We start from the raw sequence: 24,700 nt of genomic DNA, 5'->3' as shown, positions 1-24,700 counted from the left end.
CGGGGGCGCACGCGCCCCCTCTTGGCCGTGCCGGCCAATTCACCCCCTGTGGATATTTGGGAACGGAAAATGGGGCAGGGTTTACTTGGCTCCGGCGGGGAGGTATCGGGCCTGCTTTCGGATCCGGGGGGCGGGATGGACGGGCTGTTTGCGGGGATCGATTTCGGCACGTCGAATTCGACGGTGGCTCTGGCCGATGCCACGGGCGCGCGCCTTTTGCCGCTGGAGGGCGGGGCGGTCACGCTGCCCTCGGCCGTGTTCTTCCACGCCGACCGGCCCGCGCCGGATTTCGGCCGCGCCGCCATCGCCGCCTATCTGGAAGGAGAGGAAGGCCGCCTGATGCGCGGGCTGAAAAGCACGCTCGGCTCTGGCCTTGTCAATGACCGCACGGCGGTGGGCGGGCGCGCGGTCAGCTTCCGCGACGTGCTGGCGCGCTTCATCGGCCATCTGGCCGCGCGGCTGCGCGCGGCGGCGCCAAAGGTGGACCGCGTGGTCCTTGGCCGCCCCGTCCATTTCGTCGATGACGACCCTGCGGGGGATGCGGCGGCGCAGGCGGTGCTGGAGGCGATCGCGCGCGAGGCGGGCTTTGCCCATGTCGCCTTCCAGTTCGAACCCGTCGCCGCCGCCCTGCATTACGAGGCGGGGCTGGCGGCAGAAGAGCTGGTGCTGGTCTTCGACATCGGGGGCGGCACGTCGGACCTGTCCGTGCTGCGCCTGTCGCCGGAACGGGCGCGGGCGGCGGATCGGGGGGCGGATATCCTTGCCACGGGCGGCATCCGCGTCGGCGGCACGGATTTCGACCGCCTGCTATCCTTGGCCGAGGCGATGCCGCATCTGGGCTATCTGTCCCCCACAAAGGGCGGGCAGGGGCTGATGCCGCGCCATTATTGGCAGGACATGGCGACATGGCACCGCATAAACGCGCTTTATGCCCCGCGCGTCATGGCCGATATGAAGGGCCTGCGGCACGAGGCGGACCGGCCCGAGCTGATCGACCGCATGATCCATGTGATCGACCACCGCCACGGCCATGCCATCGCGATGGAGGTGGAGCGCGCCAAGATCGCCCTGTCCGGCGAGGAGGCGGCGCGCCTGATGCTCGCCCCCCTGACCGGCGGGCCGAACCCCATGGCGCGGCGCGACCGGTTCGAGGCGGCGGTGGCCGCCCCCGTCGCCCGCATCCGCGCGCTGGTCGATGCCACGCTGGCACAGGCGGGGGTGGAGGCGGGGCGGATCGGCACCGTCTTCCTGACCGGCGGGTCGTCGCATCTGCCGGTGCTGCGCGCCACCGTCGCCGCCGCCCTGCCGCAGGCGCGGCTGGCCACGGGCGACATGCTGGGATCGGTCGGCACCGGCCTTGCGCTGGACGCGCGCCGCCGCTTCGGCTGATCGCGCTTGCGTCGCGCGGGCAGGGCGCTAGGCTTTGCGCCAAAGGAGACCCGCCATGCCCGTCAAGAACCGCTTTGCCGAACTGCTGCCCGAGATCACCGCATGGCGGCGCGATTTCCACGAACATCCCGAACTGCTCTTCGATGTCCACCGCACCGCGGCGCGGGTGGCCGAGCTGCTGCGCTCCTTCGGCTGTGACGAGGTGGTGGAGGGGATCGGGCGCACCGGCGTCGTGGGTGTCATCAAGGGCAAGACCGACACGGCGGGCCGCGTCGTGGGCCTGCGCGCCGACATGGACGCGCTGCCGATCATCGAACAGACGGGCGTGCCCTATGCCTCCAAGACGCCGGGCAAGATGCATGCCTGCGGCCATGACGGGCACACCGCCATGCTGCTGGGCGCGGCCAAGTATCTGGCCGAGACGCGGAATTTCGACGGCACGACGGTCGTGATCTTCCAGCCCGCCGAAGAGGGCGGCGGCGGTGGGCGCGAGATGGTGGCGGACGGGATGATGGACCGCTGGGGGATCCAGGAGGTCTACGGGATGCACAACATGCCCGGCATCCCCGTGGGCCATTTCGCCATCCGCAAGGGCGCGCTGATGGCCGCCGCCGACCAGTTCGAGGTGACGGTGACCGGCAAAGGCGGCCATGCCGCGAAACCGCATGACTGCGTGGATACGACCGTGGTCGCGGCCCATGTCATCGTGGCGCTGCAGACCATCGCCTCGCGCAACGTGGACCCGCTGAAGCAGGTCGTCGTATCGGTCTGCACGGTGGAAACCGATAGCACCGCCCATAACGTCATCCCGCAGGTGGTGAAGATGAAGGGCACGGTCCGCACCATGGACCACGCGGTGCAGGACTTCGTCGAACGCCGCATCGCCGAAATCGTGCAGGGCACGGCCATGGCGCTGGGGGCCACCGCGACGGTCGCCTATTCCCGCGGCTATCCCGTCACCGTCAACGCCCCCGAAAACACCGATTACGCGGTCGAAGTGGCGCGTCAGGTCTCGGGCCATGTCGACCCCGACACCGCGCCCCTGATGGGGGCCGAGGATTTCAGCTTCATGCTGAACGAACGCCCCGGCGCCTATATCTTCGTGGGCAATGGCGACACGGCGATGGTCCACCACCCCGCCTACAATTTCGACGACAATGTCATCCCCTTCGGAGCAAGCTGGTATGCGGGGATGGTGGAATCGCGGATGCCCGCTTCATGATCGCCACTACCCTGACCGCTGCCATCGCCGCGCTGCACCTTTATATCCTGTGGCTGGAAATGGTCCGCTGGACCCATCCCCGCACCCGCCGCGCCTTTGGCACGACCGAGGAATTCGCGCAGGCAACCCGCGTGATGGCGGCCAATCAGGGCCTGTATAACGGCTTCCTCGCCGCGGGCCTGATCTGGGCCGTGGCAGAGGGCGTCACCTCATGGGGGCGCCCGCTGGCTATCTTCTTTCTCGCCTGCGTCCTCGTCGCGGGCCTTTACGGTGCCGCCACCGCCTCCCGCCGCATCCTCTTCGTACAAGCGGTGCCCGCCGCCCTCGCCTTGGCCGCCGTTACGCTGCGCCTCTAGTCATAGCTCAGCTTCGTGGCCTTCCCGCGGAAGATCACATAGGCCAGCACCGTATAGCCAAGGATCATCGGCAACACGACCAAGGTGCCGACAAGGATGATCGCCAACGACTCGGTCGCCGCCGCCGCCTGCCAGATGGTCAGCTTTTCCGGCACGATATAGGGGTAAAAGCTGTAGGCCATCCCGAAGAAGCCCAGCACCATCAGCACCACCGCCCCCGCAAAGGGAAACCACGCGAAACTGTCATTCGCCGTCGGCAACCGCCGCAGCGCGAGCCAGAGCAGCGCCACCAGCAGCCCCGACATCAGCGGTAAAGGCGCCAGCGCCACGATCTCGGGAAAGCGGAACCACTTGTCGAAGATGCGCGCGCTCACCAAGGGCGTCGCCACCGACACCGCCCCCATCCCCAGCACCATCCCCCATATCCCGCCCCGCGCCCAGCCGACGGCCTTCCGCTGCAACACCCCGTCGGTCTTGAGGATCACCCAACCCGCCCCGATGAAGCTATAGGCCACGGCCAGCGCCCCCGCCGTTCCCAGCGCGAAGGCCACCTTGGCCCATGTCCATTCCAGCCCCATCACATACATCCCCAGCATGAAACCCTGCGCCAGCGCCGTCATCAAGGACCCCGCCCAGAAGGCCGCATCCCATGGCCGCTTGTGCCCCAAGGGCGCCTTGGCGCGGAACTCGAAGGCCACGCCGCGCAGGATCAGCCCGATCAGCATCACCGCCACCGGCAGGTAAAGCGCGGTCAGGATATCCCCGTGCGCGACCGGAAAGGCCACCAGCAGGATGCCGATCGCCAGCACCAGCCATGTTTCATTGGCATCCCAGAACGGCCCGATCGAGGCGACCATGCGATCCCGCTCACCCTCATCGGCAAAGGGGAACAGCAGGCCCACGCCAAGGTCGAACCCGTCGAGGACCACGTAAAGCAGGATGGAAACCCCCATCAGCGCGGCAAAGATCAGGGGCAGGGCGACAGGATCGAACATGGCCATCACTCCGCAGGCTGCATGCCGGGGCTGGCCACGGGCGCATCATAGCGCCCGCCCTTGCGCGCCAGATGGAAGATCACGCCGACATAGGCCGCCAGCAGCGCCGCATAGACCAGCAGATAGGCCACCAGCGTCGTCGCCACCATGCCCGACGCGATGTCGCCCACCGCCTGCTCCACCGTCAGCACCCCCTGCACCAGCCACGGCTGCCGCCCGATCTCGGTCGTGTACCATCCGGCCAGCGTGGCGCCCCATCCGGCAAAGCTCATCGCCGTCAGGCCCATCAGGGCAGGGCGCGGCACCCCCTCGACCCCGCGCCGCCAGATCAGGAAGGCCGCCCCCCAACTGACCAGCAGCATCAGCACGCCGATCCCCACCATCACGCGGAAGGACCAGAAGACCGCCGCCACAGGGGGATGCAGCACCGTGCCGTCCGCCGCCACGAAATCATCCAACCCCGGCACCACCCCTGCAGGGTCATGCTTCAGGATCACCGATGCCATGGACGGTATCCCCAGCTCGAGCCGGTTTTCCCGCGCCACCTCATCCGGCAGGGCGAAGAGCAGCAGCGGCACATTGCCCTGCGTCTCCCAGTTCCCCTCCATCGCCGCCACCTTTGCGGGCTGATGCTCCAGCGTGTTCAGCCCGTGCATGTCGCCCGCCACGATCTGCGCGGGGATCAGCACCGCGCCAAGGATCACGCCAAAGCGCAGCCCCGTCGCCACCTCCGCCGCGCGATCCCCCCGCAACAGGCGATAGGCCGACAGCCCCGCGATCAGGAAGGCCACGGTCAGCCCGCTCGCCAGCAGCATATGGGTCAGGCGATAGGGCATCGACGGGTTGAAGATGATCGCCCACCAATCCGCGGCGTAGACCACCCCGTCGCGCAGCTCATGCCCCGCAGGCGTATGCATCCAGCTGTTCAGGACCAGAATCCAGAACGCGCTCATCGTCGTGCCGAAGGCCACAAGGAATGTCGCCAGCGTATGCAGCCACCCGGGCACGCGGGAGGCCCCGAACAGCATGATCCCAAGGAAAACGGCCTCGAGGAAAAACGCCGTCAGCACCTCATAGGCCAGCAGCGGCCCCGCCACATTCCCCACCGTCTCCATGAAGCCGGGCCAGTTGGTGCCGAACTGGAAGGACATGGTGATCCCCGACACGACCCCCATCGCAAAGGACAGGGCAAAGACCTTCACCCAGAACAGGTACAGATCCATCCACTTCCTCTCGCCCGTCCGGTTGAAGCGCAGCTTGAAGAACAGCAGCACCCAGCCCAGCGCGATGGTGATGGTGGGAAACAGGATGTGGAAAGAGATATTCGCCGCGAACTGGATGCGGGAAAGCAAAAGCGTATCCATGATGCACCTTTCTGACCTGCCCGTCAGATAGGCCGGATGCCCCGCGATACGAGGGGTCTGCGACCCGCTGCCCCATGCGACAGGCTGTCAATCCGCGCCCAGTGGTTAACGCAGCCTTCCGCAAGCGTGCGTATGTACAGCCTGCGGTACACCCGTCGGCACAGCCGCCGGTACGGCCCGTTTCGGCCCGCCCCGCCGGTAAATGCAGCGTTCCCCGTGACTTGCACGCCGCGCTCAGCCGCCCGTATGGCTCATATGCCGCGTCATCTGCCCTTTGACCGTCTGGCGCGAATAGTCGAAGTCATGCCCCTTGGGCTTCCTCGCAATCGCCGCGCGGATCGCCGCCTCGACCAGCGCGTCATCCCCGCTCGCCCGCAGGGGCGCGCGCAGGTCGGCCATGTCCTCCTGCCCCAGACACATGTACAATTCGCCCGTGCAGGTCAGCCGCACGCGGTTGCAGCTTTCGCAGAAATTGTGGGTCAGCGGCGTGATGAACCCCACCTTTTGCCCCGTCTCCTCCAGCCTCACATAGCGCGCAGGGCCCCCCGTCCGCTCGGCAAGGTCCGTCACGGTGAACCGTTCGGCATAGCGGGCGCGGACATCCTTCAGGCTCCAGTACTGGTCCAGCCGGTCCTCATTGCCCAGATCGCCCATCGGCATGACCTCGATCCACGTCAGGTCATGCCCCTCCGCCGCGCACCATTCGGTCATCGAAAACTGCTCGTCCTCGTTGAACCCCTTCAAGGCGACGGCATTGATCTTCACCCGCAACCCGGCCGCCTTCGCCGCCGCGATCCCGTCCAGAACCTGCCCCAACCGCCCCCAGCGCGTGATGTCGGAAAACTTCTTGGAATCAAGCGTATCGACGGAAACGTTGATGCGCCTGACCCCGCAATCGGCCAACTCTGCCGCGTATTTCGCAAGCTGCGACCCGTTGGTCGTCAGCGTCAATTCGCGCAGCCCGCCACTGTCCAGATGCCGCGACATGGCGCGGAAAAAGGTCATGATGCCCTTGCGCACCAGCGGCTCCCCGCCCGTGATCCGCAGCTTCTCCACCCCCAGCCGGACAAAGGCAGAGCAGAGCCGGTCCAGCTCTTCCAGCGACAGCAAATCCGCCTTGGGCAGGAAGGTCATGTTTTCCGCCATGCAATAGACGCAGCGGAAATCGCAGCGGTCCGTGACCGAGACCCGAAGATAGGAAATCGGTCGGGCAAAAGGGTCGATCAGGGGGGCGGCGCGCGTGTCCATAACGGAAAGGTAAGGGTTGCGCGCCACCCTCGCAAGGCAGGAACCGTCACGCAAAGGGGCAAAGACGGCAGACATTGGTCGCAGATCAAGCGGGGGCAGGCAGCGAAACCCCGCACCCCGGGGCGCATTGACAAACCGTGAAGGTTAACGCCCCGTGACCTGCCCCTTCATCTCGGCCCAAATACCCTGGGGGTCCGGGGGTGAAACCCCCGGCGGCCCGACAGAAGCGCAAGTATCACAGATATTTGCCCGCCTCTTTCCGCGCAAAGGACTTCAACCCTGCGCCGGGGCCGTCAAGGAACACCCGCACCCGTGCCGCATCATGCTTGGACAGGTCGCGCAGCCACCATGCCACCGCCTTCTGGATGAACCAGTCGCGGTCGGCCACGTAATCCGCCGCCCATCCCAGCGCCTGCTCGCGGATGGCAAGGTCCTGATCTTTCGGGAAATTCATCTTGGCCCAGGGCAGGGTCGCAACCAGCGCCGCGCGGCGGGTCCACATGTTGGGATGGACCGTCCAGCCCTCCACCACCGCGATCCGCGCGGGATCGGCCACCAGCCGCTTCTGCGCCGCGATGGCGGCATGGTCCGACACGGCCCAGCCGTCGAACCGCTCCACCCAGCCGGCAATCATCTCCCACGCCGCCTGATCGGGGCGCAGCCGCGCCTGCGTCAGCAGTTTCGCCGCCGCCACCATCGCCTCGTGGACATCCGTCTCCCACAGCCCGCCCGCCAGCGCGACCCGTTCCTCCACCGTCAGCGCGGCGCGCCATTCTGCCACCAGCTCCTCGACCTCGGGGACCGTAACCCCAAGATATCGCCGCGAAACCTTGTGATACTCCGCCATCTCGGCCGCCCGCCCGGCATCCGCCAAAGCCTCCAGCCGGGCCAGCGCCTCCCCGATCATTCCACCGTCACCGACTTCGCCAGATTGCGCGGCTGGTCCACATCCGTGCCCTTGGCGATGGCCGTGTGATAGGCCAGCAACTGCGCCGGAACGGCATAGAGGATGGGCGCGAAGGCCGCCTCCACCTCGGGCAGGACCAGCGTCTTCCAGACGCCGGCGCCCGCCTCTTCCACCCCCGCCGCGTCCGAGATCAAGAGCACCTTGCCATGCCGCGCCATGACCTCCTGCATGTTCGACACGGTCTTGTCGAACAGCCCGTCCCGTGGCGCCAGAACGATCACCGGCACCCGCGCATCGATCAGCGCGATGGGACCGTGCTTCAACTCGCCGGACGCATAGCCCTCGGCATGTATATAGCTGATTTCCTTCAGTTTCAGCGCGCCTTCCAGCGCCAGCGGATACATCGCGCCCCGACCGAGAAACAGCACATCCTGCGCCTCGGCCAGTTCTTCTGCCACCTCGGCGATCACGCCTGACAGACCCAGCGCGTGGTTCATAAGCCCGGGCAGGTTGCGCAAGCTTCCCAGATGCGCCGCCGCCTGTTCCGCCGTCAGCCGCCCCCGATCCAGCCCCGCCTTGACCGCCATCAGCGCAAGCACCGTCAACTGGCAGGTAAAGGCCTTGGTCGAGGCCACGCCCACCTCCACCCCCGCAAGGATGGGCAGCGACAGGTCGCTTTCCCGCGCGATGGAGGATGTGGGCACATTCACCACCGACACGATCCTCGCCACCTTGTCGCGCGCATAGCGCAGCGCGGCCAGCGTATCTGCCGTCTCGCCCGACTGGCTGACGAAGACGGCCCAGCTTTGCCCCGACAGCGGCGGTTCGCGGTAGCGGAACTCCGAGGCGATATCGATCTCGGCGGGCAATCCCGCGATCTGCTCGAACCAGTATTTCGCCACGTGGCAGGCATAGGAGGCCGTGCCGCAGGCGACCATGGTGATCCGGTCGACGCCTTTGAAATCAACGCCTTCGGGCAGGCGCAGCCCGCCTTCGGGCGTGGTGTAATGTTTCAGCGCATCGGCAATCACCACCGGCTGCTCGGCAATCTCTTTCGCCATGAAATGCTTGTAGCCGCCCTTCTCGATCCGCGCGGCGTCGATCTGGATGCGCGTCTCGGCGCGGTTGGCGCGGCGGTCCTCGGCGTCGAAGATCTCGGCCCCGCTGCGGGTGATGACGGCCCAGTCGCCCTCTTCCAGATAGGTGATGCGGTCGGTCATGGGCGCCAGCGCGATGGCGTCGGAGCCCACGAACATCTCGCCCTTGCCATGGCCGATGGCCAGCGGGCTGCCTTTGCGGGCGGCGATCATCAGGTCGTCATGCCCGTCGAACAGGAAGCACAGCGCAAAGGCCCCGTGCAGGCGGCCCAGCGTGGCGCGTGCGGCCTCCACCGGCGTCATGCCGCGCGACATGTACATCTGCGCCAGCAGGGCCACGGTTTCGGTATCGGTCTGGGATTCCTGCACAAGGCCGTGGGTGGCCAGCTCCTCGCGCAGCTCGCGGAAATTCTCGATGATCCCGTTATGGACCACCGCCACGGGCCCCGCGCGGTGGGGATGGGCATTGGTAACCGTTGCCGCGCCATGTGTGGCCCAGCGGGTATGGCCGATGCCCGCCTTTCCGGCGAGGGGTTCATGCACCAGAAGGTCCGACAGGTTCACCAGCTTGCCCACGGCGCGGCGGCGGTCGAGCCTGCCCTTGTTCACCGTGGCGATACCGGCCGAGTCATAGCCGCGATATTCCAGCCGCTTCAGCGCCTCGACCAGCAAGGGCGCCGCCTCGTGATTGCCCAAGACCCCTACAATTCCACACATTATTCCTGCCCTTTAGCCTTGGCTGCCTTGATGGCTTTTAACTTTTCGAACAATTTGGTCGCAAGTCCCGGTTTCGTCACCTGCTTGGCGCGTCCGATGGCCACCGCCTCGGGCGGCACGTCCTCGGTGATGACGGACCCCGATCCGGTCAGCGCGCCGTCGCCCACCGTGACGGGGGCCACCAGCATCGTGTCCGACCCGATGAAGGCGCGCTTGCCGATCACCGTGCGATGCTTCATCACGCCGTCATAATTGCAGGTCACGGTGCCTGCGCCGATATTTGTGAACTCGCCCACCTGCGCGTCGCCCAGATAGGTCAGGTGGCCGACCTTCACGCCCTCGTCCAGGATGGCGTTCTTGATCTCGACGAAATTGCCGACATGCACATCCTCGGCCAGTTCGGCACCGGGGCGCAGGCGGGCAAAGGGGCCGACGGTGGCACCACGGCTGATATGGCAGCCCTCGAGATGGCAGAAACCCTTGACCTCGGCACCGGATTCGATGGTGACGCCGGGGCCGAAGATGACATTCGGCCCGATCACCGCATCCCGCCCGATCACCGTATCCAGCGCGAAGAACACCGTCTCCGGCGCGGTCAGGGTGACGCCGTTCTCCATCGCCTCGGCCCGCGCGCGGGCCTGAAAGGCCGCCTCGGCCGCTGCCAGTTGCGCGCGGGTGTTCACCCCCATCGTCTCGGCCTCGTCACACAGCACGAGCCCCGCCGAAAGCCCCTCGGCCCGCGCCAGCGCGACGATGTCGGTCAGGTAGAACTCGCCCGCCGCATTGTCATTGCCCACAGCTGCGCAAAGCTGCATCAGGCGGCCCGCATCGGCGCAAAGAACACCGGAATTGCAAAGGGTTATGGCGCGCTCTGCCGCGGTCGCGTCCTTCCATTCCACGATCCGCTCCAGCGTCTCGCCCTCTGCCACCAGACGGCCATAGCGCCCCGGATCGGCGGCGTGAAAGCCCAGCACGACCACCGCATGGCGGCGGCGGGCCTCGAGCATGGCCTGCAACGTCTCGGGCCGGATGAAGGGCGTGTCGCCATAAAGGACCAGCGCATCCCCCGCGACGCCCTGCAACAGCGGCGCGGCCTGAAGCACGGCATGGGCGGTGCCCTTCTGCTCCTCCTGCAGGACGGTCTGCACATCCTCGTCAAAGGCGCGCGCGGCCTTGGCCACGGCCTCGGCCCCGTGGCCGGTGACGACCACGGTCACCTCCGGCTCCAGCGCGCGGCCGGCTTGCATGGCATGGTGCAGCAGGGGCGCGGCCCCCACCTGATGCAGCACCTTGGGCAGGTCGGAATTCATCCGCGTCCCCTGACCCGCCGCAAGAATGACCAGCGAAACCTGCATACTGCCCCTTTCCTTCTTGTTGCGCCCGTTTTACCCCCATCGGGGCAGGCCGCAAGCCTTGGCGGTTCACACCAGATTACGGGGTATTGCAAGCGATGCGGACAGTGGTCTTCGATCTGGACGGGACTTTGGCCGATACCTCGGCCGATCTGCTGGCCGCCGCCAATGCCTGTTTCCGCGATCTGGGGCATGGCGACATGCTGACCGCCGCCGACAGCCTGACCGCCTTCCATGGCGGGCGGGCCATGCTGCGGCTGGGCTTCTCGCGCCTTGGCCCCTTTGACGAGGCGCAGCTGGATGCGCAATATCCGCGCCTGCTGCAATGCTATGCCGATGCCATCGACACCCAAACCCGCCTCTACCCCGGCGCCATCGCGGCGGTCGAGGCGCTGCGGGGCAGGGGCTTTGCCACCACGATCTGCACCAACAAGCCTGCAGGACTGGCCGAAACGCTGGTCACCCGCCTTGGCATCCGTCCGCTCTTTGATGTGCTGATCGGGGCCGACACGCTGCCGACCCGCAAGCCCGACGTGGCCCCCTATGCCGCCGCGGTGGAGCGGGCAGGGGGCAGCATCGCCCGCTCCATGCTTGTGGGCGACACCGATACCGACCGCCGCACCGCCCGCGCCGCGAGGGTGCCCTGTGCCCTTGTCACCTTCGGCCCCGAAGGCCGCGACATCGCCCGCCTTGACCCCGAGGCGCTGCTGGACCATTTCGACGATTTGCCCGATCTGGCGGAAAGGCTGGTGCGCTGATGGAACGGTTCACGGGAAGCTTCACCCAGCAGGAGCCCATCCCCGACGAGGGGATCGAGGCCGCGCTCGCCGTGCTGCGCCACGGGCGGCTGCACCGCTATAACACCGCGCCGGACGAGGTGGCGGAAACCGCCCTGCTGGAAGAGGAATTCGCCGCCCTGACGGGGGCGCGCTACTGCCTTGCCGTCGCCTCTGGCGGCTATGCGATGGGCTGTGCGCTGCGGGCCGTGGGGGTGCGGGCGGGCGATCCGGTCCTGTCCAACGCCTTCACGCTGGCCCCCGTGCCCGGTGCCATCGCCTCGGTCGGCGGGGTGCCCGTCTTTGTCGAGGTGACGGACGACCTGACCATCGACCTTGCGCATCTCGAGGTGCAGGCACGGGCCAGCGGCGCGAAGGTGCTGCTCCTGTCCCACATGCGCGGCCATATCTGCGACATGGAGGCGCTGGTCGCGCTCTGCGACCGGATGGGCATCACGCTGGTCGAGGATTGCGCCCATACGATGGGGGCGACATGGCGGGGCGTGCCGTCGGGGCGGCATGGCAAGGTCGCCGCCTATTCGATGCAGACCTACAAGCACGTCAATTCCGGCGAGGGCGGCTTCGTGCTGACCGACGATCCGCAGGTCGCCGCCCGCGCAGTGCTGCTGTCGGGGTCCTACATGCTTTACGCCCGCCACCGCGCCGCCCCCCCGCCCGAGGCGTTCGAGGGCATCCGACTGGACACCCCCAACATCTCGGGCAGGATGGACAACCTGCGCGCCGCGATCCTGCGCCCGCAACTGCGCCTGCTGGCCGACCGCGTCGCGCGCTGGGGAGAGCGGTACCGGACGCTGGAGACAGGGTTGCAGGACACCGCCGGACTGCGCCTCATCCCGCGCCCCGCGCAGGAGGTCTATGTGGGCTCGTCCTTCCAGTTCCTGCTGCCCGACTGGACCGCAGGCCGCATCAGGGCGCTGATCGCGCGCTGCGCCGCGCGGGGGGTAGAGCTCAAATGGTTCGGCGCGCCCGATCCCGTGGCCTTCACCAGCCGCTATGACCACTGGCGCTATGCCGCCCCCGTGGCCCTGCCGCAGACCGACCGCATCCTTGCGGGGCTGGTCGACATGCGCGTCCCGCTGACCTTCAGCCTTGACGATTGCGCTCTGATCGCCCGCATCATCCGCGCCGAGGTCCTTGCCGTGGGCCAGTCGGGCGAAGAGGCCGGGGTGGCGGTGCCGCTGGCCGACTGAGGGCGAAGGATTTTCTGGCGAAAATCCTTCGCGGCGATCCTTCTGCGAAGGATCACGCCTCCCCCCCCGTCTCGCATCCCGTCCCGAAGTTTCGCCAGAAACTTCGCCCCGAAGGATTTTCGCGAGAAAATCCTTCCGCCTCACTCCGCCGCCTTGGCGTTCCACAGCGGCACGGTCGAGATCGACATCTTCGCCGACCCTTCCGTCACCTCGCGCGCATGGGCGATGTAGATCAGCGTGTCGTTCTTCGCGTCATAGATGCGCGTCACCGAAAGCGACTTCAGCAGAAGCGACTGGCGCTGGCTGAAGATCTCCTCGCCTTCCGGGCTGCGGTCGATGTCGCCCAGCGTGACCGGCCCCGTCTGGCGGCAGGCGATGGAGGAATTGGACGGATCCTCGAACCAGTTGCCCTGCACCAGCCGGTCGATGGTCGAGCGGTCGAAATAGGCCAGATGGCAGGTCACGCCCTGCACGCCGGGATCGGGCAGCGCCTCGATCAGGATGTCGTTGCCGATCCAGTCGACGCCGACCTTTCCCACCTCCTCGGCGCGGGCCGCAGCGGTCATGGCAAGGGCGAGGCCCATGAAAAGGGCGGGCAGGGTGGGGGATGGACGGTGCATGGCGGACCTCCGGCTAGGGACGGGGACAGTCAAGCGCATGGCGCGGCCGGTGGCCAGAGCCGTCGCCCGCGCTCGGCGATATCCGACTGATTTGCTTTGCGACTCAATGCGGCGACCGGGGCGGCGACCGGGGAAGCGCCTTGCCGCGCTGCTGCGGACAAAGCGGTGTGCTGTTGCATACAAAGAGCAGAATCCCTTGTCGCAGGGGGCGCTTTTCGCCCCGCCTTCGGTTGACCAATACCGGGGGGCGGAGTAAACGGGGCGCGATGAGATCAAGCGGTCCGACAGTGTCCGCAGCTCGCATGTCGCCAGCCGAAGGAGCGCCTCGTGGACCCAATTCTCCGAGAGTATCTTCCCATACTCATTCTTCTGGCCATCGCGGTGGGCCTCGGCCTTGTGCTGATGCTTGCGGCGGCGGTGCTGGCGGTACGCAATCCGGACCCCGAAAAGGTCTCGGCCTATGAATGCGGCTTCAACGCCTTTGACGATGCGCGGATGAAATTCGACGTGCGGTTCTACCTCGTGTCGATCCTCTTCATCATCTTCGACCTCGAAGTGGCCTTCCTTTTCCCCTGGGCCGTGGCATTCGGCGACATCTCGATGACGGGCTTCTGGTCGATGATGGTCTTCCTTGCCATCCTGACCATCGGCTTTGCCTATGAATGGAAGAAAGGAGCCCTGGAATGGGAGTGAGCACATCCCTGAACCATGCGGGCGGCGATCACGAGGTCGCCGTGCAGGCCCTGAACCGCGAGCTTCAGGACAAGGGCTTCCTGCTGACCTCGACCGAGGACATCATCAACTGGGCGCGCATCGGGTCGCTGCACTGGATGACCTTCGGTCTGGCCTGCTGCGCGGTCGAGATGATGCACACCTCGATGCCGCGCTATGACCTCGAACGCTTCGGCACCGCGCCGCGCGCCTCGCCGCGGCAGTCGGACCTTATGATCGTGGCCGGCACCCTGACCAACAAGATGGCCCCCGCGCTGCGCAAGGTCTATGACCAGATGCCCGAGCCGCGCTACGTGATCTCCATGGGCTCCTGCGCCAATGGTGGCGGCTACTACCACTATTCCTATTCGGTCGTGCGCGGCTGTGACCGCGTGGTTCCGGTGGACATCTACGTTCCCGGCTGCCCGCCCACGGCCGAGGCGCTGCTTTACGGCATCCTGCAGTTGCAGCGGAAAATCCGCCGCACCGGCACCATCACCCGCTGAGGAAGAACGGCATGTCCGAAGCCCTGCACGAACTGGCGGCACATATCCAGATCAAGCAACCCGAAGCGGTGCTGTCGGCGTCGGTCGCCTTTGGCGAACTGACGCTGGAGGTCGCCCCCGCGCAGCTTGAATCCCTTGTCGAATTCCTCCGCACGGACAGCGCCTGCCGCTTCTCCTCGCTGGTGGACATCACGGCGGTCGACCACCCCGAACGGGCCGAACGCTTCGACGTGGTCTACCACTTCCTGTCGATGTACCAGAACCACCGCATCCGGCTGAAGATCGCCGTGGGCGAGGACGAGATGGTACCATCGCTGGTCGCCATCCATCCCAGCGCCAACTGGTTCGAGCGCGAGGTGTTCGACATGTTCGGCATCCTCTTCTCGGGCCATCCGGACCTGCGCCGCATCCTGACCGATTACGGCTTCCGCGGCTTTCCGCTCCGCAAGGATTTCCCCACCACCGGCTATACCGAGGTCCGCTATGACGAGGCGCAGAAGCGCGTCGTCTACGAACCCGTGAAACTGGTGCAGGAATACCGCCAGTTCGATTTCATGTCCCCGTGGGAAGGTGCCGAATACATCCTTCCCGGCGACGAGAAGAAGGCCTGATCAGTGACGGACGCACCGACACTCCTGTTCTGCGTGGGGGCGACGAAGGCCGGGACATCCTGGCTTTACCGTCACCTGTCGCAGCATCCGGACTGTCATCTGCGGACGATCAAGGAACTGCACTACTTCGACATGCTGGAACGCCGCACACAGCCCTATTACCGCCGCCGCCTGCGCGCGCGCATCCTTGCGCTGAAGGATGCCATCGCCGATGGCGACACCCGCCCGCTGGTGGGGCGGCAGCTGCGCGACGCGCTGGCGTGGAAGGCCGTGATCGAGGCGGGCGAGGGCGATGCCGGCATCGCGGCCTATCTGGCCTATCTGGACCATGGCCGCGGCGACCGGCGGCTGGTGGCCGATATCACGCCGTCCTACGCGCTTCTGCCCGAGGCGCGTCTGCGCCAGATGGCGGGACTCGGGGCCGCGACGCGGTTTCTCTATCTGCTGCGCGATCCGGTGTCGCGGCTCTGGTCGCAGGCGCGGATGCTGGCCTCGCGCCGCGCGGCGGACATGGCCGAGTTTCCCTCGCGCGCAGTGGCCGCGATGGAGGCGATGCTGGACGCGATCCTGCGGGGCCTGCCCGACCGCGAGGATTACATCGGTGCCATCGGACGGCTTCGTGCGGCAATCGCGCCCGACCGTCTCCTGCTGCTTTTGCAGGATGAGATGATGACGGCGCCCGGACTGGCGCGACTGCACGGCTTTCTTGGCCTGTCCGACATGGACGGCAATTTCGACAAGCGGGTGCATGAAGGCACGCCGCTTGCCCTGCCCGACGATCTGCGCGCCCGCGCGCAACGGGCCTTGCGCCCGCAATACGACTTTGTCGCCCGCCTTGTTCCCGATCTTCCGGACAGCTGGCGCAGGAACATGACCGAGGTTCACGGATGATGGATGGCAGCTTCGACGACGCTCTGACGGGCGAACAGAAGATCCGCAACTTCAACATCAACTTCGGGCCGCAGCACCCCGCGGCCCACGGTGTGCTGCGTCTGGTGCTGGAGCTGGACGGCGAGATCGTGGAACGCTGCGACCCGCATATCGGCCTGCTGCACCGCGGGACCGAAAAGCTGATGGAAAGCCGGACCTACCTGCAGAACCTGCCCTATTTCGACCGGCTCGACTATGTCGCGCCGATGAACCAGGAACATGCCTGGTGTCTGGCGATCGAGCGGCTCACCGGAACGAAGGTACCGCGCCGCGCGCAGCTGATCCGCGTGCTCTTCTCCGAGATCGGTCGCGTCCTGAACCACCTTCTGAACGTCACCACACAGGCGATGGACGTGGGCGCGCTGACGCCCCCGCTCTGGGGGTTCGAGGAACGCGAACAGCTGATGGTGTTCTACGAACGCGCATCCGGCGCGCGCCTGCACGCGGCCTATTTCCGCCCCGGCGGCGTGCATCAGGACCTGACGCCCGCCCTGCTGGACGATATCGAGGCATGGGCCGACAAGTTCCCGCGCGTGCTGGACGACATCGACACGCTGCTGACCGAAAACCGCATCTTCAAACAGCGCAATGCCGATATCGGCATCGTGTCGGAAGATGACATCCTGAAATGGGGCTATTCCGGCGTGATGGTGCGGGGCTCGGGCCTTGCATGGGACCTGCGCCGCAGCCAGCCCTACGAATGCTACGACGAATTCGACTTCAAGATCCCCGTCGGCAAGAACGGCGACTGCTATGACCGCTACCTCTGCCGCATGGCGGAAATGCGCGAGTCGACGTCCATCATCCGGCAGGCCATCGCGAAACTGCGCGAACCGGCGGGCAAGACCGACGTTCTGGCGCGCGGCAAGATCACCCCGCCCAAGCGCGGCGAGATGAAGACCTCGATGGAGGCGCTCATCCACCACTTCAAGCTCTATACCGAAGGCTTCCACGTCCCCGCGGGCGAGGTCTATGCCGCGGTCGAGGCGCCCAAGGGCGAATTCGGCGTCTACCTTTTCGCCGACGGCACCAACAAACCCTACCGCGCCAAGATCCGCGCGCCGGGTTACCTGCACCTGCAATCCATGGACTACATCTGCAAGGGTCATCAACTTGCCGACGTGTCCGCCATCATCGGCACGATGGACGTCGTGTTCGGGGAGATCGACCGCTAATGCTCCGCCGCCTGCATCCCGTTCAACCGGCTTCCTTCGCCTTCACGCCCGCCAATCTGGAATGGGCGAAAGGCCAGATTTCCAAATATCCCGAAGGCCGTCAGGCCTCGGCGATCATCCCGCTTCTGTGGCGCGCGCAAGAGCAGGAGGGGTGGCTGACCCGTCCGGCGATCGAATACGTGGCCGACATGCTGGGCATGGCCTATATCCGCGCGCTGGAAGTGGCGACGTTCTATTTCATGTTCCAGCTTGCCCCCGTCGGCTCGGTCGCGCATGTCCAGATCTGCGGCACCACCTCCTGCATGATCTGCGGGGCGGAAGAGCTGATCGCCGTCTGCAAGGAACTGATCGCGCCCGCGCCGCACACGCTGTCCAAGGACGGCAAATTCTCGTGGGAAGAGGTGGAATGCATGGGCGCCTGCGCCAATGCGCCCATGGCCCAGATCGGCAAGGACTATTACGAAGACCTGACGCCTGCCAAACTGCGTGACCTGATCGCGCGGTTTTCCAAGGGCGAGGTTCCGGTCCCCGGCCCGCAGAACGGCCGTTATGCCGCCGAACCGCTGTCGGGTCTGACCAGCCTCAAGGACTTCGAATCCGGCAAGAAGCAGTACAATGCCAGCGCGCAACTGGCCGTGGATATCGGTGACACGGTCAAGCGCATCGACGGGACCGAGGTGCCGATCCTGACGCCATGGCTGGGCAAACCGGCGAAATCGGCGGCCAAGACCGCCGCCAAGGTCGCCGTGACGGCGGCCGCCGCCGCTGTGGCCGTGGCCGCCACCGATGCCGCCGTGAAGGCGGTGAGAAAGACCACGAAGACATCCGAAGCCAAGGCCGAGTCCGAGGCTCCGGTGAAGAAGCCGCGCGCGCCGCGCGCGAAGAAGGATACGGAATGACGGCTTGGTGAGGATGGGGCGCGACTGACGCCCCCGTTATGAGGAAACGCGCATGAAACGGGTCGAGAACTTGAATGCTCCTTCGCTGTCGGGATGGCTGATCGCCATCGGCGCAGGGATCATCGCCTTTGCGGTGGCAAAGGTGGTGGGCGAATTCGATTACACCCCTGCGGCCTTTTTCGGCGTGGTGGTGACGGTGGCAGCAGGTCTTGTGCTGGGGATGCCATGGGGCGCTGCCGACCGGATCCCCAAGCCCGAGGCCGCATCGCATGACGCCCCCCCGCACGGCCAGCCCATGGCCGAAGCGGTCGCGGCCCCCGCCGTGATGACCTCTGCGGCTCCGGCCACGCTGGTGGCGGAACCCGCCTCCAAACCCGCCGCCGCAGAGGCCGCTGCCGCGGTGGCCGCGCCGCCTGCCAAGCCCAAGGCCGCGCCCAAACCCAAGGCGGCGACAGACATTGCCCCGGCCCCCGTCGGCGGCACAAAGCCCAAGGCGCTCAAGTCCGCGCGCAAGGGTGTGGCGGACGACCTGAAGGTGATCGAAGGCATCGGCCCCGCGCTGGAGAAGGTGCTGAACGAGAACGGGATTTTCCACATCGACCAGATCGCCCAATGGGGCGCGGCCGAGGTGGAATGGATGGACGGGAACCTCAAGGGGTTCAAGGGCCGCGTGACCCGCGACAAGTGGGTGGCGCAGGCGAAACTGATCGGCGAGGTGGGGATCGAAGAATTCCTCCGCCGCGCCAAGACGAACGACTACTGAGGCGGGGATGCGCAAACCCACGCCAGAGGATCTCTCGCTCGCGCGGCAGGCAAGGCTCGTGGCCTTCGTCATCGCCGGCACGATGATCCTGTGGATGGGGGCGCAATACCTCGGGGGGAAGATGGGCTGGGAAACCCGTTTCGTCTTCCTCTTCGACCTCGCCGCGATGGCCGCGTTCTTCTGGGCGCTGGTCGTGACATACGGAATCTGGCGCAAGCGCCGGGGCAATTGAGGGGCAAGACATGCTCAAGGATCAGGACCGCATCTTCACGAACCTCTACGGGATGCATGACCGCACCCTTGCGGGGGCGAAGAAGCGTGGCCATTGGGACGGCACTGCCGCGATCATCGCGCGCGGTCGGGACACGATCATCGAACAGGTCAAGGCCTCGGGTCTGCGCGGCCGCGGCGGCGCGGGCTTCCCGACGGGCCTGAAATGGTCCTTCATGCCCAAGCAGTCGGACGGCCGCCCCTCCTATCTGGTGGTCAATGCCGACGAATCCGAACCTGGCACCTGCAAGGACCGGGAGATCATGCGCCATGATCCCCACACCCTGATCGAAGGCTGCCTGATCGCCTCCTTCGCGATGGGGGCGAATGCCTGCTACATCTACATCCGCGGTGAATACATCCGCGAACGCGAGGCGCTGCAGGCCGCCATCGACGAATGCTATGACGCAGGGCTTCTGGGCAAGAACGCCGCGAAGTCGGGCTGGGACTTCGACCTTTACCTGCATCACGGGGCAGGGGCCTATATCTGCGGCGAGGAAACGGCGCTGCTGGAATCCCTCGAAGGCAAGAAGGGCATGCCCCGGATGAAGCCGCCGTTCCCCGCCGGTTCGGGCCTCTACGGCTGCCCGACCACGGTGAACAACGTGGAATCCATCGCGGTGGTCCCCACCATCCTGCGCCGTGGCCCCGAATGGTTCGCAGGCTTTGGCCGCCCGAACAATGCGGGGACCAAGCTGTTCGGCATCTCGGGCCACGTCAACAACCCCTGCGTCGTCGAAGAGGCGATGTCGATCCCGCTCAAGGAGCTGCTCGACCGTCACTGCGGCGGCGTGCGCGGCGGGTGGAAGAACCTCAAGGCCGTGATCCCCGGCGGGTCGTCGGTGCCGCTGCTCACGCAGGCGCAATGCGACGACGCCATCATGGATTTCGACTGGCTGCGCGAACAGCGGTCCGGCCTTGGCACGGCGGCGGTGATCGTGATGGACCAGTCCACCGACGTCATCAAGGCGATCTGGCGGCTGTCCAAGTTCTACAAGCATGAAAGCTGCGGCCAGTGCACCCCCTGCCGCGAAGGCACGGGCTGGATGATGCGCGTGATGGACCGTCTGGTGCGCGGCGAGGCGGAAGTCGAGGAAATCGACATGCTGCTTTCCGTGACCAAACAGGTCGAAGGCCACACGATCTGCGCCCTTGGCGATGCGGCGGCATGGCCGATCCAGGGGCTGGTGCGCGCCTTCCGCGACGAGATCGAGGATCGCATCAAGGCGAAAAAGACGGGCCGCCTCTCGGCGGTCGCGGCGGAGTGAGACGGATGGCGGCAGCCCTGACCCTTTGCCTCGCGGCCACAGGCTGCGTGCGCTCCGCGCCGGACGGCGCGGCGGTCGCGGCTGCGCCCTTGACCGTGACGCGCGCGGGCACGCAATACGCCAACTGGGAAGGTGCCGCCGCCCGCAAACAGGCCGAGGCGGATTGTGCCGCCCGCGGGCAATCCCTGCGCCCCTCGATCTATGACCGCTATCAGGGCGGCGCATGGGTCTTTGCGGAGGGCTGTGCATGACCCGCTATGCGATGACCGCCGCCTCTACCCGCGCTTGTGATGGCATATCACGCCGGATCGTCCCCACATCCTTGGCAGGAACTGCCAAGGAGGCCGCCATGAAGACCCTTTCCCTGATCGCCGCCCTGATGATCGCCGCCCCGGCGCATGCCGCCGACATGCCGATCAACAAGGAGCCGCATATCAACCACATCCTGCTGCAGGGCTTCATCGGCGATGCCATTGCCGACAACTGCCCCACGATGGAACCGCGCAAGCTGCGGGCACTGGGCGAGTTGAACAAGCTCCGCGCCTATGCGCAGGACAAAGGCTACAGCGTCTCGGAAATCCGCGCCTTCGTGACGGATGACACCGAAAAGGCGCGCGGCAAGGCAGAGGCGGCCGAATGGCTCAAGGCCAAAGGGGCCGAACCCGGCAAGACCGACGCCTATTGCCGCATCGGTGCCGAGGAAATCGCGAAACAGTCCCTTATCGGCTATCTGCTGAGGTCCACCGAATGACCGGGCAGGGCTGGGACACCGGAACAAGACCGCAGGATGCCCACGGCATCCCGCACAGGAATGGCTGCGGAGTAGGCAGATGACGAACCTGAAGAAGATCAACATCGACGGCGTCGAGGTCGAGGTGGATGGCGCGATGACCATCATCCAGGCCGCCGAGGTGGCCGGGATCGAGATCCCCCGCTTCTGCTACCATGAGCGGCTGTCCATCGCCGGCAACTGCCGGATGTGTCTGGTCGAGGTCGTGGGCGGCCCGCCGAAACCCGCCGCCTCCTGCGCGATGCAGGTCCGCGACCTGCGCCCCGGCCCGAATGGCGAGGCGCCGGTCGTCAAGACCAAGTCGCCCATGGTGAAGAAGGCGCGCGAAGGGGTGATGGAATTCCTGCTGATCAACCACCCGCTCGACTGCCCGATCTGCGATCAGGGCGGCGAATGCGACCTGCAGGATCAGGCAATGGCTTACGGCGTGGATTTCTCGCGCTACCGCGAACCCAAGCGTGCCTCCGACGACCTGAACCTCGGCCCGCTGGTCGCCACCAAGATGACGCGCTGCATCTCCTGCACGCGCTGCGTCCGCTTCACGACCGAAGTGGCGGGCATCACCCAGATGGGCCAGACTGGGCGCGGCGAGGATAGCGAGATCACCTCCTACCTCAACATGACGCTGGACAGTAACCTTCAGGGCAACATCATCGACCTCTGCCCCGTCGGCGCGCTGACCTCGAAGCCTTACGCCTTCACCGCCCGCCCGTGGGAACTGACCAAGACCGAAACCATCGACGTGATGGACGCGCTGGGGTCGAACATCCGCGTCGATACCAAAGGCCGCGAAGTCATGCGCATCCTGCCGCGCAACCATGACGGCGTGAACGAGGAATGGATTTCCGACAAAACCCGCTTCGTCTGGGACGGCCTGCGCCGCCAGCGTCTGGACACGCCCTATATCCGCGAAAACGGCAAACTGCGTAAGGCGACATGGGGCGAGGCGCTGGTCGCCGCCGCCTCGGCGATGAAGGGCAGGAAGGTCGCGGGCATCGTGGGCGATCTGGCCCCGGTCGAGGCGATCTGGTCGCTGAAGCAACTGGTCGAAGGCATGGGCGGCAAGGTCGAATCCCGTACCGATGGCGCGCGGCTTCCGGCAGGCAACCGTTCGGCCTATGTCGGCACCGCGCGGATCGAGGATATCGACACCGCCCGCCACATCACCCTGATCGGCACCAATCCGCGCCTCGAGGCACCGGTCCTGAACGCCCGCATCCGCAAGGCATGGACGCTGGGCGCGCAGGTCACGCTGATCGGCCCCGCCGCGGACCTGACCTATGCCGTCACCCATGCCGGCACCGACCGCGCCGCGCTGGTGGCGGCGGTCAAGGCGGCGAAACCGTCCGACAAGGCCGGTCTGGTGATCGTCGGTCAGGGCGCGATCAACGAAGCCGATGGCGAGGCCGTGCTGTCGCAGGCCATGGCGCTTTGCGCGGCCACAGGGGCGAAGCTTCTGGTCCTGCATACGGCGGCCTCCCGCGTGGGCGCGCTGGATGTGGGCGCCGTGACCGAAGGCGGGCTGGCAGCGGCGACCGAAGGGGCAGAGGTGATCTACAACCTCGGCGCGGACGAGGTGGAAATCGCCGCCGGTCCCTTCGTGATCTATCAGGGCAGCCATGGCGACCGCGGCGCGATGCGTGCCGACGTGATCCTGCCGGGTGCCGCCTGGACCGAAGAGAACGGCCTTTTCGTCAACACCGAAGGCCGTCCGCAACTGGCGCTGCGCGCCGGTTTCGCCCCGGGCGAGGCGAAGGAGAACTGGGCGATCCTGCGCGCGCTCTCGGGCGAACTCGGCGCGACCCTGCCGTGGGACAGCCTGGCGGCGCTGCGCCGCGCGCTGGTGGCCGCGCATCCGCATCTGGGCCGCGTGGACGAGGTGGCCGTGAACGCGTGGCAACCGCTCGACCTGCGCGAACCGGCCAAGGCCGATTTCCGCACGGCGCTGCGCGACTTCTACCTGACCAACCCCGTCGCCCGCGCCTCGGCCCTGATGGGCGAGCTGTCGGCGATGGCGGCCGAACGCGCCCGCGTGGCGATGGCGGCGGAGTGATCTGATGGCACGCAACGCGGGCATCATCGCAGGGGCAGGGGTCGCGGCAGCGATCCTGTCCGCCTGCGCGCCTGCGTCGGCGCCCGAAGTGTCCGGCATGGGCAGCTTCAACCCGTCCTATCAGGGGATCGAGACGATCCTTCTGGACGGCGATCTTGTGAATTTCCGCGTCGCCATGCAAGGCGCGCGGGACAATGCGGATGTCGAGGCGTATGGACGCTGTGCTGCGGCCCAATACGCCCTGATCCGCGGCTTCGGTTTTGCGCGCCATGTGCGCACGACCGTGGCGCAAACGGGTGAAATCTGGCGCGGGGATGCGGTCTATGTCATCTCTGCCGCCCTTCCGATGGGGCTGAAAACGATCGACGCCGAAGTGACGGTGCGCGATTGCGGCTCTCTCGGGATTCCGACGGTCTGAGGGAAAGGCATCATGACGGAATTCTTCGCAACGGGGATGGGGACGGCGGTTCTGGTGGCGGCGCAGACGCTGCTGCTTGTCGGCTTCGTGATGCTTTCCATGCTCTTCCTCGTCTATGGCGACCGGAAGATCTGGGCGGCGGTGCAGATGCGGCGCGGGCCGAACGTGGTGGGGCCGTGGGGCCTGCTGCAGACCGTGGCCGATGCCGCGAAATACGTCTTCAAGGAAATCGTGATCCCCGCAGGTGCGGACCGTCCGGTCTTCTTCCTTGCGCCGATGCTCTCCTTCGTTCTCGCGCTCATGGCATGGGCGGTGATCCCCTTCGACAACGGCTGGGTGCTGGCCAACATCAACGTGGCCATCCTCTTCGTCTTCGCCATGTCCTCGCTGGAAGTCTACGGCGTGATCATGGGCGGCTGGGCGTCGAACTCCAAATACCCCTTCCTCGGCTCGCTGCGCTCTGCCGCGCAGATGATCTCTTACGAGGTGTCGCTGGGCCTGATCATCATCGGCATCATCATCTCGACCGGTTCCATGAACCTTTCCGCGATCGTCGAGGCGCAGGATGGCAACCTCGGCCTGCTGAACTGGTACTGGCTGCCGCACCTGCCGATGGTGGCGCTGTTCTTCATCTCGGCTCTGGCCGAAACCAACCGCCCGCCCTTCGACCTGCCCGAGGCGGAATCCGAACTCGTCGCGGGGTTCATGGTGGAATATTCCTCCACCCCGTTCCTCTTGTTCATGGCGGGCGAATACATCGCCATCTACCTGATGTGCGCGCTGATGAGCATCCTGTTCTTCGGCGGCTGGCTCTCGCCCATCCCGGGCCTGCCCGACGGCTGGTGGTGGATGATCGCCAAGATGGCCTTCTTCTTCTTCCTCTTCGCGATGGTGAAGGCCATCGTTCCCCGCTACCGCTATGACCAGCTCATGCGGATCGGCTGGAAGGTCTTTCTTCCCCTCTCGCTCGCATGGGTGGTGATCGTGGCCTTCCTTGCGAAATTCGAAGTGCTCGGCGGCTTCTGGGCCCGCTGGACGATCGGAGGCTGAAA

25 protein-coding genes and 1 pseudogene are annotated in these 24,700 nt (G+C 66.3%); 19 read left to right on the top strand and 7 right to left on the bottom strand.

The genetic code is table 11. The features are described 5' to 3' along the window. The first annotated feature begins 69 nt into the window (after positions 1 to 69). Genes GU927_RS01260 through GU927_RS01250 form a run of 3 tightly spaced genes read left to right on the top strand, consistent with a single transcriptional unit; the run spans position 70 to position 2,967 of the window. Positions 70 to 1,389: an Hsp70 family protein gene (locus GU927_RS01260; RefSeq protein ID WP_232489085.1), complete on the top strand. Its 1,320-nt coding sequence runs from the start codon at positions 70 to 72 to the stop codon at positions 1,387 to 1,389. A gap of 55 nt (positions 1,390 to 1,444) precedes the next feature. Beyond that, positions 1,445 to 2,611, top strand: coding sequence for a M20 aminoacylase family protein (locus tag GU927_RS01255; protein ID WP_161760418.1), 1,167 nt, complete (start codon positions 1,445 to 1,447; stop codon positions 2,609 to 2,611). Beyond that, on the top strand, positions 2,608 to 2,967 hold the full coding sequence (locus GU927_RS01250) for a DUF1304 domain-containing protein (RefSeq protein ID WP_161760416.1): 360 nt from the start codon (positions 2,608 to 2,610) through the stop codon (positions 2,965 to 2,967). The genes GU927_RS01255 and GU927_RS01250 overlap by 4 nt, the downstream gene beginning before the upstream one ends. On the opposite strand, the gene GU927_RS01245 is transcribed toward GU927_RS01250, so the two are convergent. The 6 genes from GU927_RS01245 to glmU all read right to left on the bottom strand — a co-directional run bounded on the left by GU927_RS01245 (position 2,964) and on the right by glmU (position 10,650). Next, positions 2,964 to 3,962, bottom strand: a complete 999-nt coding sequence (locus tag GU927_RS01245; RefSeq protein WP_394357651.1) for a cytochrome d ubiquinol oxidase subunit II — start codon at positions 3,960 to 3,962, stop codon at positions 2,964 to 2,966. The genes GU927_RS01250 and GU927_RS01245 overlap by 4 nt on opposite strands. Positions 3,963 to 3,967: 5 nt before the next feature. Then, complete coding sequence (locus tag GU927_RS01240; RefSeq protein WP_161760413.1) at positions 3,968 to 5,326, bottom strand: cytochrome ubiquinol oxidase subunit I; 1,359 nt, start codon at positions 5,324 to 5,326, stop codon at positions 3,968 to 3,970. A 234-nt stretch (positions 5,327 to 5,560) separates the two neighbouring features. Continuing rightward, entirely contained in the window at positions 5,561 to 6,574 is a 1,014-nt protein-coding gene (gene moaA, locus GU927_RS01235; protein ID WP_161760411.1) for a GTP 3',8-cyclase MoaA, read from the bottom strand. Between the two features lie 235 nt (positions 6,575 to 6,809). Further along, positions 6,810 to 7,481 (bottom strand): DNA alkylation repair protein, encoded by a 672-nt coding sequence (locus tag GU927_RS01230; protein WP_161760409.1) that lies wholly within the window; start codon positions 7,479 to 7,481, stop codon positions 6,810 to 6,812. Beyond that, on the bottom strand, positions 7,478 to 9,295 hold the full coding sequence (gene glmS / locus GU927_RS01225) for a glutamine--fructose-6-phosphate transaminase (isomerizing) (RefSeq protein WP_161760407.1): 1,818 nt from the start codon (positions 9,293 to 9,295) through the stop codon (positions 7,478 to 7,480). Before glmS ends, GU927_RS01230 begins: the two co-directional genes overlap by 4 nt. Beyond that, a complete protein-coding gene (glmU, locus tag GU927_RS01220) occupies positions 9,295 to 10,650 on the bottom strand; it encodes a bifunctional UDP-N-acetylglucosamine diphosphorylase/glucosamine-1-phosphate N-acetyltransferase GlmU (RefSeq protein WP_161760405.1) in 1,356 nt (451 codons plus the stop codon). Before glmU ends, glmS begins: the two co-directional genes overlap by 1 nt. A 95-nt stretch (positions 10,651 to 10,745) precedes the next feature. On the opposite strand from glmU, the gene GU927_RS01215 reads away from it, so the two are divergent. Both GU927_RS01215 and GU927_RS01210 read left to right on the top strand, forming a co-directional pair. Beyond that, positions 10,746 to 11,405, top strand: coding sequence for an HAD hydrolase-like protein (locus GU927_RS01215; protein WP_161760403.1), 660 nt, complete (start codon positions 10,746 to 10,748; stop codon positions 11,403 to 11,405). After that, a complete protein-coding gene (locus GU927_RS01210; RefSeq protein ID WP_161760753.1) occupies positions 11,402 to 12,634 on the top strand; it encodes a DegT/DnrJ/EryC1/StrS family aminotransferase in 1,233 nt (410 codons plus the stop codon). The genes GU927_RS01215 and GU927_RS01210 overlap by 4 nt, the downstream gene beginning before the upstream one ends. A gap of 140 nt (positions 12,635 to 12,774) precedes the next feature. Here the strand turns inward: GU927_RS01210 and GU927_RS01205 are convergent, their stop codons facing one another. Beyond that, positions 12,775 to 13,254: a CreA family protein gene (locus tag GU927_RS01205; protein ID WP_394357650.1), complete on the bottom strand. Its 480-nt coding sequence runs from the start codon at positions 13,252 to 13,254 to the stop codon at positions 12,775 to 12,777. 327 nt (positions 13,255 to 13,581) lie between these two features. On the opposite strand from GU927_RS01205, the gene GU927_RS01200 reads away from it, so the two are divergent. The 14 genes and pseudogenes from GU927_RS01200 (at position 13,582) to nuoH (ending at position 24,698) form a co-directional block, all read left to right on the top strand. Beyond that, positions 13,582 to 13,947, top strand: a complete 366-nt coding sequence (locus GU927_RS01200; RefSeq protein WP_161760401.1) for an NADH-quinone oxidoreductase subunit A — start codon at positions 13,582 to 13,584, stop codon at positions 13,945 to 13,947. Next, a complete protein-coding gene (locus tag GU927_RS01195; RefSeq protein ID WP_161760399.1) occupies positions 13,938 to 14,471 on the top strand; it encodes a NuoB/complex I 20 kDa subunit family protein in 534 nt (177 codons plus the stop codon). The genes GU927_RS01200 and GU927_RS01195 overlap by 10 nt, the downstream gene beginning before the upstream one ends. An 11-nt stretch (positions 14,472 to 14,482) precedes the next feature. Beyond that, positions 14,483 to 15,082 (top strand): NADH-quinone oxidoreductase subunit C, encoded by a 600-nt coding sequence (locus GU927_RS01190; protein ID WP_161760397.1) that lies wholly within the window; start codon positions 14,483 to 14,485, stop codon positions 15,080 to 15,082. Between the two features lie 3 nt (positions 15,083 to 15,085). Then, positions 15,086 to 15,973, top strand: a complete 888-nt coding sequence (locus GU927_RS01185) for a sulfotransferase (protein ID WP_161760396.1) — start codon at positions 15,086 to 15,088, stop codon at positions 15,971 to 15,973. Continuing rightward, positions 15,973 to 17,187 (top strand): NADH-quinone oxidoreductase subunit D, encoded by a 1,215-nt coding sequence (locus tag GU927_RS01180; RefSeq protein ID WP_217765505.1) that lies wholly within the window; start codon positions 15,973 to 15,975, stop codon positions 17,185 to 17,187. The genes GU927_RS01185 and GU927_RS01180 overlap by 1 nt, the downstream gene beginning before the upstream one ends. Next, a pseudogene (gene nuoE, locus GU927_RS01175) lies at positions 17,187 to 18,074 on the top strand (NADH-quinone oxidoreductase subunit NuoE); the annotation flags it as partial. The gene GU927_RS01180 and the pseudogene nuoE, both read left to right, overlap by 1 nt. Positions 18,075 to 18,138: 64 nt before the next feature. Beyond that, positions 18,139 to 18,849, top strand: a complete 711-nt coding sequence (locus GU927_RS01170; protein WP_161760391.1) for an NADH:quinone oxidoreductase — start codon at positions 18,139 to 18,141, stop codon at positions 18,847 to 18,849. A 7-nt stretch (positions 18,850 to 18,856) separates the two neighbouring features. Beyond that, the gene (locus tag GU927_RS01165; RefSeq protein WP_161760389.1) at positions 18,857 to 19,081 is read left to right on the top strand and encodes a DUF5337 domain-containing protein; all 225 of its coding nucleotides are present in this window, start codon (positions 18,857 to 18,859) and stop codon (positions 19,079 to 19,081) included. A 10-nt stretch (positions 19,082 to 19,091) separates the two neighbouring features. Beyond that, a complete protein-coding gene (gene nuoF / locus GU927_RS01160; RefSeq protein ID WP_161760387.1) occupies positions 19,092 to 20,387 on the top strand; it encodes an NADH-quinone oxidoreductase subunit NuoF in 1,296 nt (431 codons plus the stop codon). A gap of 5 nt (positions 20,388 to 20,392) precedes the next feature. Then, a complete protein-coding gene (locus GU927_RS01155) occupies positions 20,393 to 20,638 on the top strand; it encodes a hypothetical protein (RefSeq protein ID WP_161760385.1) in 246 nt (81 codons plus the stop codon). 98 nt (positions 20,639 to 20,736) lie between these two features. Further along, on the top strand, positions 20,737 to 21,138 hold the full coding sequence (locus GU927_RS01150) for a DUF5333 domain-containing protein (protein WP_161760383.1): 402 nt from the start codon (positions 20,737 to 20,739) through the stop codon (positions 21,136 to 21,138). A 79-nt stretch (positions 21,139 to 21,217) separates the two neighbouring features. Further along, positions 21,218 to 23,230 carry an NADH-quinone oxidoreductase subunit NuoG gene (gene nuoG, locus GU927_RS01145; RefSeq protein WP_161760382.1) on the top strand — a complete coding sequence of 671 codons (2,013 nt, stop codon included), beginning with the start codon at positions 21,218 to 21,220 and terminating at the stop codon, positions 23,228 to 23,230. A gap of 4 nt (positions 23,231 to 23,234) precedes the next feature. Continuing rightward, the gene (locus GU927_RS01140; protein WP_161760380.1) at positions 23,235 to 23,648 is read left to right on the top strand and encodes a hypothetical protein; all 414 of its coding nucleotides are present in this window, start codon (positions 23,235 to 23,237) and stop codon (positions 23,646 to 23,648) included. A 12-nt stretch (positions 23,649 to 23,660) separates the two neighbouring features. Next, positions 23,661 to 24,698 carry an NADH-quinone oxidoreductase subunit NuoH gene (gene nuoH, locus GU927_RS01135; protein ID WP_161760378.1) on the top strand — a complete coding sequence of 346 codons (1,038 nt, stop codon included), beginning with the start codon at positions 23,661 to 23,663 and terminating at the stop codon, positions 24,696 to 24,698. The last annotated feature ends 2 nt before the right edge of the window (positions 24,699 to 24,700 follow it).

Source organism: Paragemmobacter amnigenus, assembly GCF_009908265.2.
Taxonomy (GTDB): domain Bacteria; phylum Pseudomonadota; class Alphaproteobacteria; order Rhodobacterales; family Rhodobacteraceae; genus Paragemmobacter; species Paragemmobacter amnigenus.
Note: the sequence above shows the minus strand (reverse complement) of the source record. Positions and strands in the feature narration are given on the sequence as shown.

What these genes read in the sequence shown, in the direction of transcription:
- GU927_RS01260 (WP_232489085.1), top strand. Translation starts at nt 70, where the DNA reads ATGGGGCAGGGTTTACTTGGCTCCGGCGGGGAGGTATCGGGCCTGCTT.
- GU927_RS01255 (WP_161760418.1), top strand. Translation starts at nt 1,445, where the DNA reads ATGCCCGTCAAGAACCGCTTTGCCGAACTGCTGCCCGAGATCACCGCA.
- GU927_RS01250 (WP_161760416.1), top strand. Translation starts at nt 2,608, where the DNA reads ATGATCGCCACTACCCTGACCGCTGCCATCGCCGCGCTGCACCTTTAT.
- GU927_RS01245 (WP_394357651.1), bottom strand. Translation starts at nt 3,962, where the DNA reads ATGTTCGATCCTGTCGCCCTGCCCCTGATCTTTGCCGCGCTGATGGGG.
- GU927_RS01240 (WP_161760413.1), bottom strand. Translation starts at nt 5,326, where the DNA reads ATGGATACGCTTTTGCTTTCCCGCATCCAGTTCGCGGCGAATATCTCT.
- moaA (WP_161760411.1), bottom strand. Translation starts at nt 6,574, where the DNA reads ATGGACACGCGCGCCGCCCCCCTGATCGACCCTTTTGCCCGACCGATT.
- GU927_RS01230 (WP_161760409.1), bottom strand. Translation starts at nt 7,481, where the DNA reads ATGATCGGGGAGGCGCTGGCCCGGCTGGAGGCTTTGGCGGATGCCGGG.
- glmS (WP_161760407.1), bottom strand. Translation starts at nt 9,295, where the DNA reads ATGTGTGGAATTGTAGGGGTCTTGGGCAATCACGAGGCGGCGCCCTTG.
- glmU (WP_161760405.1), bottom strand. Translation starts at nt 10,650, where the DNA reads ATGCAGGTTTCGCTGGTCATTCTTGCGGCGGGTCAGGGGACGCGGATG.
- GU927_RS01215 (WP_161760403.1), top strand. Translation starts at nt 10,746, where the DNA reads ATGCGGACAGTGGTCTTCGATCTGGACGGGACTTTGGCCGATACCTCG.
- GU927_RS01205 (WP_394357650.1), bottom strand. Translation starts at nt 13,254, where the DNA reads ATGCACCGTCCATCCCCCACCCTGCCCGCCCTTTTCATGGGCCTCGCC.
- GU927_RS01195 (WP_161760399.1), top strand. Translation starts at nt 13,938, where the DNA reads ATGGGAGTGAGCACATCCCTGAACCATGCGGGCGGCGATCACGAGGTC.
- GU927_RS01190 (WP_161760397.1), top strand. Translation starts at nt 14,483, where the DNA reads ATGTCCGAAGCCCTGCACGAACTGGCGGCACATATCCAGATCAAGCAA.
- GU927_RS01180 (WP_217765505.1), top strand. Translation starts at nt 15,973, where the DNA reads ATGGATGGCAGCTTCGACGACGCTCTGACGGGCGAACAGAAGATCCGC.
- GU927_RS01170 (WP_161760391.1), top strand. Translation starts at nt 18,139, where the DNA reads ATGAAACGGGTCGAGAACTTGAATGCTCCTTCGCTGTCGGGATGGCTG.
- GU927_RS01165 (WP_161760389.1), top strand. Translation starts at nt 18,857, where the DNA reads ATGCGCAAACCCACGCCAGAGGATCTCTCGCTCGCGCGGCAGGCAAGG.
- nuoF (WP_161760387.1), top strand. Translation starts at nt 19,092, where the DNA reads ATGCTCAAGGATCAGGACCGCATCTTCACGAACCTCTACGGGATGCAT.
- GU927_RS01155 (WP_161760385.1), top strand. Translation starts at nt 20,393, where the DNA reads ATGGCGGCAGCCCTGACCCTTTGCCTCGCGGCCACAGGCTGCGTGCGC.
- GU927_RS01150 (WP_161760383.1), top strand. Translation starts at nt 20,737, where the DNA reads ATGAAGACCCTTTCCCTGATCGCCGCCCTGATGATCGCCGCCCCGGCG.
- nuoG (WP_161760382.1), top strand. Translation starts at nt 21,218, where the DNA reads ATGACGAACCTGAAGAAGATCAACATCGACGGCGTCGAGGTCGAGGTG.
- GU927_RS01140 (WP_161760380.1), top strand. Translation starts at nt 23,235, where the DNA reads ATGGCACGCAACGCGGGCATCATCGCAGGGGCAGGGGTCGCGGCAGCG.
- nuoH (WP_161760378.1), top strand. Translation starts at nt 23,661, where the DNA reads ATGACGGAATTCTTCGCAACGGGGATGGGGACGGCGGTTCTGGTGGCG.